General features: G+C 39.7%; 10 protein-coding genes. 7 read left to right on the top strand and 3 right to left on the bottom strand.

Annotated features, from left to right (window positions below; genetic code table 11):
- Nucleotides 1-168 precede the first annotated feature (168 nt).
- The gene (locus ACFIMX_RS04860) at nt 169-1080 is read left to right on the top strand and encodes an RNA polymerase factor sigma-32 (RefSeq protein WP_375694100.1); all 912 of its coding nucleotides are present in this window, start codon (nt 169-171) and stop codon (nt 1078-1080) included.
- A gap of 307 nt (nt 1081-1387) precedes the next feature.
- On the opposite strand, the gene ACFIMX_RS04865 is transcribed toward ACFIMX_RS04860, so the two are convergent.
- Complete coding sequence (locus ACFIMX_RS04865; protein WP_375617848.1) at nt 1388-2965, bottom strand: M48 family metalloprotease; 1578 nt, start codon at nt 2963-2965, stop codon at nt 1388-1390.
- A gap of 147 nt (nt 2966-3112) precedes the next feature.
- Between ACFIMX_RS04865 and ACFIMX_RS04870 the strand changes: the two genes are divergently transcribed.
- The 4 genes from ACFIMX_RS04870 (at nt 3113) to rimJ (ending at nt 7231) form a co-directional block, all read left to right on the top strand.
- Complete coding sequence (locus tag ACFIMX_RS04870) at nt 3113-3748, top strand: thiamine diphosphokinase (RefSeq protein ID WP_375617849.1); 636 nt, start codon at nt 3113-3115, stop codon at nt 3746-3748.
- 98 nt (nt 3749-3846) lie between these two features.
- Complete coding sequence (locus tag ACFIMX_RS04875; protein WP_375613186.1) at nt 3847-4233, top strand: hypothetical protein; 387 nt, start codon at nt 3847-3849, stop codon at nt 4231-4233.
- The gene (locus ACFIMX_RS04880) at nt 4233-6095 is read left to right on the top strand and encodes an ABC-F family ATP-binding cassette domain-containing protein (RefSeq protein ID WP_375694149.1); all 1863 of its coding nucleotides are present in this window, start codon (nt 4233-4235) and stop codon (nt 6093-6095) included. Before ACFIMX_RS04875 ends, ACFIMX_RS04880 begins: the two co-directional genes overlap by 1 nt.
- A 572-nt stretch (nt 6096-6667) precedes the next feature.
- Nucleotides 6668-7231 carry a ribosomal protein S5-alanine N-acetyltransferase gene (rimJ, locus tag ACFIMX_RS04885; protein WP_375617897.1) on the top strand — a complete coding sequence of 188 codons (564 nt, stop codon included), beginning with the start codon at nt 6668-6670 and terminating at the stop codon, nt 7229-7231.
- 532 nt (nt 7232-7763) lie between these two features.
- Here the strand turns inward: rimJ and ACFIMX_RS04890 are convergent.
- Nucleotides 7764-8024, bottom strand: coding sequence for a DUF2312 domain-containing protein (locus tag ACFIMX_RS04890; protein WP_005774567.1), 261 nt, complete (start codon nt 8022-8024; stop codon nt 7764-7766).
- A gap of 263 nt (nt 8025-8287) precedes the next feature.
- Between ACFIMX_RS04890 and ACFIMX_RS04895 the strand changes: the two genes are divergently transcribed.
- Together ACFIMX_RS04895 and pyk are read left to right on the top strand one after the other, a co-directional pair.
- The gene (locus ACFIMX_RS04895; RefSeq protein WP_375694101.1) at nt 8288-8776 is read left to right on the top strand and encodes a DUF1036 domain-containing protein; all 489 of its coding nucleotides are present in this window, start codon (nt 8288-8290) and stop codon (nt 8774-8776) included.
- Nucleotides 8773-10209: a pyruvate kinase gene (gene pyk / locus ACFIMX_RS04900; RefSeq protein WP_375694102.1), complete on the top strand. Its 1437-nt coding sequence runs from the start codon at nt 8773-8775 to the stop codon at nt 10207-10209. The genes ACFIMX_RS04895 and pyk overlap by 4 nt, the downstream gene beginning before the upstream one ends.
- Before the next feature lie 1489 nt (nt 10210-11698).
- Here the strand turns inward: pyk and ACFIMX_RS04905 are convergent.
- Nucleotides 11699-12082, bottom strand: coding sequence for a cell division protein ZapA (locus ACFIMX_RS04905; RefSeq protein WP_375606565.1), 384 nt, complete (start codon nt 12080-12082; stop codon nt 11699-11701).
- Nucleotides 12083-12088 lie beyond the last annotated feature (6 nt).

Raw genomic sequence — 12088 nt, forward strand, 5'->3', positions numbered from 1 at the left:
CTTATGACAAGAAGTTTTACCATGACAGTAAAAAAAACAATTGCGATTATAAAATTACACGTTAAAGTAGTGGTTACAGAAGTTAACAACTTTTGCGTTCTTTTTAAGCGAAGAACAATGATGTCGTTGCCAAATCAATTTTGATAATTTTAATCGCAAGGGGTTATTATGGGTAATCTTTCAAATGCTGTTTATAAAAGCAGCAAAAATTATAGCGATGCAGACAAAAGCTTAGGACGTAATATGATGCGTTCTGCTATGCAAGCACCTTATCTTGAACGACAAAAAGAGCATGATTTGGCTCTGCGGTGGAAAGACAAACGTGATGATGATGCCATGCATCAAATTGCAGCGGCTCATATGCGTTTAGTGATTGCTATTGCTAATCGCTTTAAACGTTTCAAAATGCCATTGGGGGATTTGGTACAAGAAGGGTATGTGGGACTATTGGAAGCAGCTGCACGTTTTGAACCTGATCGAGAAGTGCGTTTTTCAACATATGCAACGTGGTGGATACGCGCTTCTATTCAAGATTATATTTTGCGAAATTGGTCAATCGTTCGAGGGGGAACGAGTTCTTCGCAAAAAGCACTTTTCTTTAATCTCCGGCGTTTGCGTGCAAAACTGATACAAGATGATAGTGCTTTGTCAAAACAGGATATTTTTCGCACAATCGCTGAAAAACTCGGTGTTTCCGTGCGCGATGTTGAAACGATGGATTTTCGTTTTTCCAGTGCTGATAATTCCTTGAGTGTTTCTGTTTCTGAGAACAGTGATAATCCCATTGCTAAGATGGATGTTTTGGTGGATGATAGTCCTCTTCCTGATGCTTTAATTGAGCAAGTCATTGATGGTCAACGGCGTACACAATGGCTTTACGATGCGTTGCAAATTCTCAACGAACGGGAGTTGGAAATTATTCGTTTTCGTCGCTTAAATGAAGAGGGTGCGACTCTCGAAGTTTTGGGTGAAAAGTTAGGAATCTCGAAAGAGCGCGTGCGTCAAATTGAAGCTAGGGCTTTGCAAAAATTGCGTTCTGCTCTCCTTACGATTCATTCAGAAGATGCTTACGATATATAAGCAGTGAAAGGCTTTTGGGGGGGGAGGAAAGAGAATATATTAAGTGGGGGCATATGAGAATATGATAAAGTCAGTTTTAGGGGATGGCCGAATTTGTTTAGGAATATGCCTCCTTGGGAAGTGCTACTAATAAACAGAGGAAGATAGGGGGCTGTTAGTTGGAGGAAATATATATCAAACGGAGGACTATAAAGGCATGATGAAGTTGGATTTTAAAGTGTTCCTCTTTATTTTCGAATATGCTTTAAGGGGGAGGGCGTGATACAGACAGAAAAGAATCAAAACTGTAACAGATGAGAAGAAAGGCTTATTCTGTAATAATTTTCACTTTTGTACCTGCGGGTAAAGTTTGCGTTGGTGAGAGGGCGTTGAGGATGCGAAAGAGTTTTTCTTTATATGGTGTGTATTGCATTTTATCTGCAAGATTTGCAACGGTTTCTCCTTGTTTAACACGGACAACACGGATTTTTAAGGGCTGCAATTTTTTTAACTGTGAAGATGAAAGAGAATGAAAGCTTTGTAGCGTTTTTTGGGCAACCTCTGCAAAATTTCGAGCATTATGTGGAGCGGCCGTCAAAAAACGAAAGATGTGGTTGTTGAATGGAATGACAACCACATCAAATTGCCATTGATCATTGGTAGCATGGGCCCTTGCTCCAAGTAAATTTTGGCTTTGGGATTCTTGACGCATAAATTCTTGATTGGGGAGCCCTTGAATTGTGATGGGGCGGATAGATGATTGGTCTAGACCGATAATCCAGCCACTTTTCAAATAATCACTCGCAGATATTTCAGCAGGATGTGGAATAGCGTCAAAACGAATCGCAATTTTATCTGGTCCACTGGCCCAAACAGTATGTGCTGAATGTTCTATTGTAAAATTGTTTGGAACAGAAAAAGCTATGCGCAATTGTGGGTGAATAAATTGGTTGCCTCGTACAAAACCTGTATAAAAGCCTCCTCCAAAAATTATGCCATCAATGCTTTTGAGAAAAGAATCGTGATCAGATATTTTACTATTCCCTTTACTGATTTTACCCGCTTTTTTTATCGCAAGCCGAATGCGTTGAGGGGTAGTTGGGTGAGAGGCTAGAAAATCTAGAGAGGCATTTTGGGAGCCAGAGATATTACGAAAAGCACTATAGGCTTCCATTGTTTGAAGAAAGCGTGGTGAAGCAAAAGGATCATATCCTGATTGTTGGAGCATTTCGAGCGCAATGGAATCAGCTTCCAGCTCTTGATTGCGGGAAAATTGCGCGAGTTGTTGCTTGTTTTGCATAGGGTTATGAAGTTTTTTGCCAATAGAAGAAAGAAGACGTGAAGACATGTGATTTGTCATCTTTAATTGGGCTTCTTTTTGCAGGCGTAAAATGCCATGATTGGCTCTGATATGTGCTATCTCATGGGCTAAAATGGCTGCAACTTCTGAAGAATCATTGGCTAATGCCAGCATACCACGAGTGATGTAGATCGAGCCGTTGGGGAGCGCAAAAGCGTTGATAGTTTCTGAGTTTAAAATTGTTACAGAATAGCTTTGATGAGAACTATGTGATGCAACTGCCAGTTTACGGACAATCTTTGCTAAAAGGTGTTCAAGTTTTGCATCATGATAAGCGCCACCATACATTTGCAAAATACGTGGGTGTTGCAGAGCGCTTAATGTGACATAGATATTGTGGTTGTTGGTACGTTTGATCGTTTTAGAAGAAGTGGAAGAAAACCTATCATTTTGAGAAAAGGGTGTATGACAAGCTGAAAGGAGAAACGTTAAACTTATGAAAGTTGCTTTATACAGGCAAGAGCGAAAAAGAAAATTGCGGTGAAAAATGGGGTGCGTTGGACCATGGTGCACATTATTTCTGCGGAGTAATTTGGCAAATTGCATTTGTATCTTTGTATCGTATGTTTCTTTAAGAAAGGCATTAGGGATAAGGATTCGTTTGGCTATATCACGCTTTTTGTTTATAAAAAATGACTCTCACTTATAAAAAGATGCACTGTAAAGAAAATTTTGTGAAAGGCAAAGTATGGCATGACAACATTTACGATATTATTAAATGGGGATGTTCATATCACTGATCGTTTGCTTAATCAAATTCAAAACAGTCGGGTAATTGCTGCTGATGGTGGTATGCGTCATGCGGCAGCGCTTAATGTGACGCCTGAGTTGTGGTTAGGGGACTTTGATTCATCAGATGAGAACTTAATACGTCAATATAGTCATGTTCCGCGTGAAGTTTTTCCCTCTGATAAAGATATGACAGATAGTGCTCTGGCATGTGAAAGAGCGTTGCAAAATGGCGCTAAAAAGCTTATTTTGTGCGGTGCTTTAGGAGGGGAGCGAAGTGATCATAGCCTTTCTCATATGACGCAAGCATTGATGATGGCTGAAAGGGGCATTTCAGTGTTGTTGACAAGTGGTTTGGAAGAAGGCTGGCCGGTTTTGTCAAAACCTTGTTCGTATGATTTGCCTAAGGGATGTTTGTTTAGTATTATCGGTTTTTCTGATTTAAAAGGTTTAACTCTTAAAGGGGTAAAATGGCCAGTTTGTGACAAAAATGTGTCATTTGGCTCTTCTTTAACACTTTCTAACCGTATTTGTGGAACCTTTTCTTGCCATTTAGGTTCTGGAAAAGCTATATTGTTAGCGTCTGTACCTATTCCATAAAGCTCTTCCAATATATTTTGAATAAGGCAGGGGGGACTAGTGATGAAGTGCCGACATAAACGATATATGTATTGATCTTGAGAAGGAAAGGTTTTGATATGTTAAAATCAATTTTTAAAGTGGCAGTTGTTTCAGCCATTGGTTTCAGTTCAGTTGCTTGTACCACAAACGATGAACGCGTTGCACGTTACGGCGTAGGAGGAGCAGCAATCGGTGCTTTGGCTGGAACTGCTATTGCTGGAAGTACGCCTGGAGCAGCACTTACCGGTGCAGCATTTGGTGCTTTGGCTGGAACAGTAACAGGTGCAGCTGCAAATCAAAGAAAACAACAAAGACAGGCATCACAATTGTGCACGTATCGCGGTCGTAGAGGGCATGTTTACCAAGCACCTTGTGGACAGAGAGTTCCTGTACGGCAATTGTGTGCTTACCGTGATGCAAGAGGGGTGATGTATAAAGCACCTTGTCCGCGCCGCGTTCGTTAATGGCGGTGCCGCTTCTGCGGCTTGACCGCATTTTTTTAAATTTTGGAAAAAAGCCTTTGCTCAATCAAGCTTCTTTATCGGTTGAGCAGGGGGCGCGTGTTGCTTTGGTTGGCCGTAATGGTTGTGGAAAATCAACTCTGTTAAAAATTGCCGCAGGAATATTAGAGCCTCATGGTGGAGAAATTTTTCGCCACCCGCGAGTGACGCTCCGTTATGTTTCACAAAATCCGGATTGTTCAGGATTTGAAGATATTAACGCTTATATGGAAGCGGGGCTAGACGATATATCTGATGTTCAGTGGATCAATACGCTTCGCACAAATTTAGGGTTTTCGGGGGCGGAAAAATTGGAAACGCTTTCGGGAGGCGAAAAGCGGCGTGTTTCATTGTTACGGGCAATTGCTGCAAAGCCCGATATTTTGTTCTTAGATGAACCAACCAATCATCTTGATTTACCAACCATTGAATGGCTGGAAGCTGTTTTGGCTTCTTTGCGTTCAGCAATTGTGGTGATTTCCCATGATCGGCGATTTTTAGAAAATGTTACGCGGTCAACGGTATGGCTTGATCGTGGCACAACCAAAAGGCTGGAAAAGCGTTTTTCAGAATTTGAAAATTGGCGTGATAAAGCACTGGAAGAAGAAGCCATCGAACAGCATAAATTGGGGCGCCAAATTGCTCGTGAAGAGCAATGGTTGCGTTATGGAGTGAGCGCACGGCGTAAGCGTAATGTACGGCGCTTAGGCGAATTAAAAGACTTAAGACAGCGTCATCAAACCTATAAAGGGCAGCCGGGAAATGCACTTTTGACAGCAACGAAAAGTCATGATTCTGGGCAATTGGTGCTTGAAGCAAAGAAAATTTCAAAATCCTATGGTGATCGCATTATCGTGAAAGATTTCTCTTTGCGCATTCAGCGTGGTGATCGAATCGGGTTGGTGGGACCCAATGGTATCGGAAAGACAACGCTCCTTTCTGCATTAATTGGGCAAGAAGCCGTGGATAGTGGAACGGTGAGGCATGGCTATAACCTCTCCATGGCATTGCTTGATCAGCAACGTATTTTAAATGAAGAAGAAACTTTAGCGCATTATTTAACGGGAGGAAGAGGTGATACTCTTGTGATTAATGGGCTGGAGCGGCATGTAGTTTCTTATATGAAAGACTTTTTATTTTTGCCTGAACAAGCACGCACTCTCCTTAAAGAATTTTCAGGGGGAGAAAGAGCACGCCTCATGCTTGCACGACTTCTTTCTCGTCCTGCAAACTTTTTGATTCTTGATGAACCGACCAATGATTTGGATATGGAAACTTTGGATTTGTTGCAAGAATTTATTGCTGATTTTGCGGGAACAGTATTGTTGGTCAGCCATGACAGAGACTTTTTAGATCGTACTGTAACGCATATGTTGGCACCTCAAGGTGATGGTCATTGGGTTTTGTATGCGGGCGGCTACAGTGATATGATGGCGCAAAACCAGCATGCTCTTCGTTTACAACGCAAAAAAATAGAATTATCGCAGCGTAAACCACCTTCAAAATCTCATGCGGGAGAGCTTTCAAAACAGGACACATCAACAGATGATAGCTTGATAGGGCGGGAGAAAAAAACACGAGGTAAATTGTCTTATAAGCAGGTTTATGCATTGGAAAAATTGCCTGAAGAAATTGCTGTTTTGCAGGACGAAATCAAAAAAATTGAGCAAGAACTCTCTGATCCAGCCCTTTATCGCAGTGATAAAGAGCGTTTTGAGCGTTTATCAACAACGTTGGAAAAAAAGAAAAATACTTGCACACAAAAAGAAGAAGAATGGTTAGAACTTGAAATTTTACGCGAAGAAATGGAAGCGTGTTCACGGTAATGTTTCAGATATTAATATCTAAGCATTTTAATTCGTATTGCATCATCGTTTTTCTTTGATTTGTTACAAGAGTTTGTGGCTGATTTAGCGGGAACAGTGTTGTTGACGAGTTATGGCAGAGACTTTTTAGATTGCACTGTAACATATAGCATCTCAAGGCGATGGTCATTGGGATTTCTATACGGGGGAGCAGTGATATGGTAGCGCAAAACAAGCATGCTCTGAGCTTACAAGGCAAAGAAACAAAACTATCTTTGCCGTAAGTTTTTTCAAAATTTCGTATATGGAAGTACGCCAATTCCATTGCATACACTTGCCAGTCCCCAATGTTGCTACAGCGCCCCTTGGAATTTGAGAGCATTCGTAAGAAACATGCCCCTGTCTTTACCTTATGCTTTAAACATACCACCCCCACTTATGACGGAAAAGCAAATGATTCTCATTGATTCTAACGTAAGAAGTGTTGTGATGAGAAAAGCTTACTGTATTCGATGTTATGATTTGAGTTTAAAAATGATGATTTGCCAGGATAAATCAACGTGTTATTGCAACATTTCTAGGAGGAGAAAATGATGGCAATTAAAACAAAGCGAACAATTTCCACATTGATCAGTTTAGAAGATGCTGCTGAACTGTCTTCTTATTACCTCCGTAATGCGAATCATCTGCGTCCTTTTGAACCTGTTAGATCTGATGGTTACCACAGCCTAACAGCTTGGGAAACACGAGCCAATGCATTTGCTTGTGAAAGTGCAAAGGGACAAGCATACCGATATACTGTACGATTAAAAAATGAAAACACAATTACTGGTGTTGTGAATTTTACAAATGTGGTTCGGGGTGTTTTTCAAGCCTGTCATCTTGGTTTTTCTCTTGATGAAAAACAACAAGGTAAAGGTCTTATGTTTGAGAGTTTATCGGCTCTAATACGCCATATCTTTCATGTTTATCATCTGCATAGAGTGATGGCAAATTATAGACCTGAGAACATAAAAAGCGAACGTTTATTAAAACGCCTTCATTTTGAAAAAGAAGGCTATGCCAAAGACTATTTGATGATTTCTGGAAAATGGAGAGATCACATTCTAACCTCTCGAATCAATGATCTTTATGAGTCCGTTAATAGATTCGAATAAAGTTTTGTTAAGGGTCTTTTTATCAAATGTGTAAATATGTTGCACTTTTCCCTATCCTAAAAGACGAAGATCCTTAACCACCTCTTCTTTTGTAAACGGTTCAGACTCTCGTTTAGCGGATTTCAACTGCTGACCGCTTTCATATGTTTCTTTTCGTAGATAATGAATTGATTTATCATCATAATTGATTTTTTTCAATTTGAAGAGAGTCCTCAATATCGGAAGACTTTCTCATTTCAAATTTATTGATGTTTAATCATAAAAACACCTCTCTTGCACATCACAAACTGGGTTGGCATAGGTTGGCATACAAGTGAGGGTTTATGTGGATAAAAATGATTGAAGAACAAGAATAAAAATTCTCTGTATAAATCCTTTTAAATGTGAGGGCTGTTGCAATATTGTGTATTCTGTGATCGATAGTCTCGTTACAAGTTACACAAACGGCTTATTGTTTGGGTGAAATTTTTATACATTCATTTGTTTTTTGTATTTTCTTTTCTTAAGAAAATTTCCAATGTTATCAATGGTTTTAATTCATACCAAGCGCATTTTTATAAAGTTCAATGATTGCTTCTTCTTCCATTCTTTCATGCTCTTCTTTTTTACGCAGCCGTATAATGCTTCGAACAGCTTTACTATCAAAACCAGAGCCTTTAAGTTCAGTGTAAACGTCTTTAATATCATCAGAAATGGTTTTTTTCTCTTCTTCTAGTCGTTCAATACGTTCGATAAAAGAGCGTAATTGGTTTACGGATATAGCGTGTGTTTGATCGGTTACTGTATCGTTCATTGTATTTTTCTCCAAGTTATATATTTTAAGTTGTTTTTCGACGACGAATTTATGTTAAAAAAGCTTGAAAACAATAAAGTAAATCAAGCTACACAGCTTTTTTACAAATTGACTTTAAATATTTTGTAAAATTTTTAAGATATATGCATTGATAAAAGGGCTATAAAAAGAAAAATATAAAAATATACGTTTTAGATTTGAAAAGCTTTAAAAAAAGAAATGTGTAATTTGTTTTGAGAATTTGGCATTATAGAGGAAGTTTTGTGATTTTAAAAAAGCGATATTGGGTGCTTCAGAAAGGATTAAAAGTTTTTTTCTTGAGCATTTTGTTCTTGTTTCCCCTTGTTGTTTTTGCAAAAGCTGACTTTAGGGTTTGTAATACAACCCAACAGTCTGTAGGGGTTGCTCTTGGATATCGTACATTTTCAGGATGGGTGAGCGAAGGTTGGTGGACGGTACCCGTGACGGAGTGTAAAACCTTAATTGAGGGACCTCTTGCTTCACGGTTTTATTATTTTTATGCGGAAGGGGCACAAAAAAAGGGGAACTGGGCAGGCTCTGTAACCATGTGTGTGCAAGATAGCCAATTTACCATTCAAGGCGTTCATGATTGTTTCCCTCGAGGATATCAAAAGGCTGAATTTAAAGAAATCGATACCGGAAATCAAACCAGTTGGATGATCCAGTTGACGGATGAGTCTTTGTTAAACAATTCAGTTATACCTTCTCTTTCAGGAAGTTCTCCACCGTGAAACGTGCACGTAAAGTGAAAATTATTGCGACTCTTGGTCCTTCTTCTTTTTCTCGTTTGATGATTGAGAAGCTTTTTAGGGCAGGAGCAGACGTTTTTCGTCTTAATATGAGCCATACTGATCGTGATATGATGGGTGATTTGGTTAAGTCTATACGAGAAGTTGAAAAAACAGTTCGGCGACCCATTGGTATTTTAGTGGATCTTCAGGGGCCAAAACTGCGTGTGGGTCGTTTTACTAAGGGTAAAGAAGATTTGCGTGTTGGGCAAAGCTTTACGTTAGATAATCGCGATGTTCTTGGTGATTCACAGCGTGTTTTTTTTCCTCATGAGGATGTATTTTCGGCTGTTAAACCAGGGGATCGGTTGTTGATTGATGATGGAAAACTGGAATTGCGTGCGCAAGTTTGTGATGGTCATTCTGTACAGTGTTGCGTGGTTGCTGGAACCCGTATTTCTGATCGAAAAGGTGTCAGTTTTCCCGATACAATTTTGCCTTTTGATTCGATGACGTCAAAAGATAAGGAGGATCTTCAGGCTCTTTTACAGCAGCCTGTTGACTGGGTTGCTCTGTCTTTTATTCAACGTCCAGAAGATATTATAGCGGTGCGTCAGTTGACGAAAAGCAAGGTGTCTTTGATGGCTAAAATCGAAAAGCCTCAAGCCTTGGAGCATATAGAGAAAATTATTGAGGTATCCGATGGTATTATGATTGCACGGGGTGATCTCGGAGTGGAAATGCCTTTGGAAAAGGTCCCTGCACTTCAGATGGAGCTCATAAAAGCTTGTCGTTTAGCGGGAAAGCCTGTTGTGGTGGCAACACAGATGCTTGAATCAATGATTACATCTCCTGTTCCGACACGCGCAGAAGTGTCGGATGTTGCTACAGCAGTTTATGCAGGAACAGATGCGGTGATGTTGTCTGCTGAATCTGCTTCTGGTCGCTATCCTGAAGAAGCTGTGCTTATGATGGATCGAATCGCGCGGCAAATCGAACAAGATCATACTTATGCCGCTCAGGTTGGAGCACAACATCCAGCACCAGAATCAACAGGAACGGATGCGATTTCTCTTGCTGCACGTCAGATTGCTGAAACACTTGCGCTATCCGCTATTATTGCTTATACGGCTTCAGGAACAACGGGGGTGCGTGCCTCTCGTGAACGTCCCAATAGACCGATTATTGCTTTATCTCCCATTGTGGAAACAGCACGGCGTTTGGCTTTAGTTTGGGGGCTTCATTGTGTGGTCACGCAAGATGCACGGAGTTTAGAGGATATGGTTGATCGTGCAGCAGCCATTGCATTTCAGGAAGGTTTTTGCAAAGGGGGAGATCGCTTCCTTGTGACAGCTGGTGTTCCCCTTGGAACGCCGGGTGCGACAAATCTCTTGCGTATTGCCTCTGTCTCCCAAGATGGAACGAAAGGGATTTGAGCCGTTTACGCATGGTGTTTTTTTATGCGCCTTTGAACAGGCTTTAAAAACAACGGGTGTGCGCCTCCTCTTGTGAATGCCTCCATAGACCCATTATTCTTTTATCTCCTATCGTAAGATAGAAAGGTATTGCGTTAGGTCGTCCAGTTTGGGGATGGGAGCAGATGCGGTGATGTTGTCTGTTAATTTTGTTTTAGTTCTGAGGAAGCTGCTTTTACGGTAGGCATTTAATGGGAGCTCCTCCTTTTATTTCATTGAGGCATATTGGGGATTGCTTTATTGATGTTTATACGAGCGAGATGTTTATTGATAATGAGAATTTATTCTTTTTCTTTTTGGATAAGAGCCTTGAAATTGTTCTCATTTTAAACTTTTGCCAACAGAATTGAATAAAGTTAAAATTATGTGCCTAAAAAATCGTACTGGTATGTTATGAGAAAAAGTGATGGGTGAATGTGTTTTTAAAATATGCTTTGTCGAAGCATTTGCAAAATATTGATTTATAATGATAATTTATCGTTATTAAACTTGAATTAGAACCCCGAATTCCGTAAAATTCTCTTCAATTTATTTATGTTTTGTTAATCATAACTCTTTGTTTGCACGTCACAAGTGGGTGGGGCATGTGGGTAAAAAGTGTACAAAAATGCCTCTTATGAATCGTTTTACGAGCCAAGGGGGGGGCTATCGCAATATTGAGGGCTGACTATAATGATGATGCCGATTTGCTCTTTCTTTTATTAAGCTTGGAGATTTTGAGGGGTGGGGAGAGAGGTATGGATGAATTGTTTGTTTGTTATAAGGATAAAGATGTCGGTAGAGAATGTTTTCAAGAGCTATTATTGTTGTTTATGATGTTTGAGCTTGTATGAGATTAACATACTCTTCGAGTTTGACTTTTTTCCTGCTCTAAAGGATGAAAATACTTAATTCACGCTGGTTTATAAATGATACGGTTCTTTTCGGTGGGTTTCATCGGATGGACATTTCAGGTGCAAAGACTCCATAGTGCTTGTATTATCAAGTGGCGGTGTTTTACGGTATAATAGATAAGGTTATTTTTTAATATATATTGAATATGCTTGATATTATCTAGGGGAAAGAATTTTTAGGCATGCATTCATAGGGAACATGAATATAGCTCTTTTTTTCGAAGGATGCTTTATTTGTTTGTTGCTGTTGTCATTTATATGATTTTTTTACAAGGATGTTGGTTTTGTTATCTTATTGCGCTGTTCAAAGACATCTCATTTGAAATGTGGTGATATAAGACAGCCTCCTTGATATAGGAAGCGTTTGTACGGAGGTCAAATATTCAGGGTAGGACTTTCTTGTTGAGGTTTAAGTTAATCTCATAAGTCGTGAGTAGCTGGAATCCTTCCTATAAAAAAACAGACTGTTTACAGACTGGTGTGGGGTTAAGAATTTTTATCCTGTGAGATGTGGCGGACAAATCAAGTCTCTGGTTTATTACGCGCTGATGTACTTTTTAGAAATCTTCCTGTTCTTGTTCTTGAATGTTTGTGCAGTTTTGATCATCTTTGAGCAATTGGTTGGTGAGATTTTCAATGCGTTGTGTGGTGTCACGCATAATTTTCCCCATGGTGCGGTCTCTTTCGTTGTGGAGTCGTAAAAGAGTATTGTAGTCTTCTTGTAATTTTTTATTTTCTCGTTTTATTTCTTCCATTTCATCAATAATCATTATGCCAGCCATAACCGATAAACGATGGTCGCCAATTTCACCAAAATTGTTCTTTAAATGTGTGATATATTGATCTAATTGAGCAGCAAGCGCAATAAGACGACGTTCTTGTCCTTTGTCACAAGCCATGCGATAAATTTTACCATCAATGGTAACGGAAACAGTTTCCATACATTC

The organism is Bartonella sp. AD24XZML (genome assembly GCF_042196485.1).
Taxonomy (GTDB): Bacteria; Pseudomonadota; Alphaproteobacteria; order Rhizobiales; family Rhizobiaceae; genus Bartonella.

Bases quoted from the DNA above. Each gene is read 5' to 3' on its own strand.
- ACFIMX_RS04860 (WP_375694100.1), top strand. From the start codon at position 169: ATGGGTAATCTTTCAAATGCTGTTTATAAAAGCAGCAAAAATTATAGC.
- rimJ (WP_375617897.1), top strand. From the start codon at position 6,668: ATGGCAATTAAAACAAAGCGAACAATTTCCACATTGATCAGTTTAGAA.
- ACFIMX_RS04890 (WP_005774567.1), bottom strand. From the start codon at position 8,024: ATGAACGATACAGTAACCGATCAAACACACGCTATATCCGTAAACCAA.
- ACFIMX_RS04870 (WP_375617849.1), top strand. From the start codon at position 3,113: ATGACAACATTTACGATATTATTAAATGGGGATGTTCATATCACTGAT.
- ACFIMX_RS04875 (WP_375613186.1), top strand. From the start codon at position 3,847: ATGTTAAAATCAATTTTTAAAGTGGCAGTTGTTTCAGCCATTGGTTTC.
- ACFIMX_RS04905 (WP_375606565.1), bottom strand. From the start codon at position 12,082: ATGGAAACTGTTTCCGTTACCATTGATGGTAAAATTTATCGCATGGCT.
- ACFIMX_RS04865 (WP_375617848.1), bottom strand. From the start codon at position 2,965: ATGCAATTTGCCAAATTACTCCGCAGAAATAATGTGCACCATGGTCCA.
- ACFIMX_RS04880 (WP_375694149.1), top strand. From the start codon at position 4,233: ATGGCGGTGCCGCTTCTGCGGCTTGACCGCATTTTTTTAAATTTTGGA.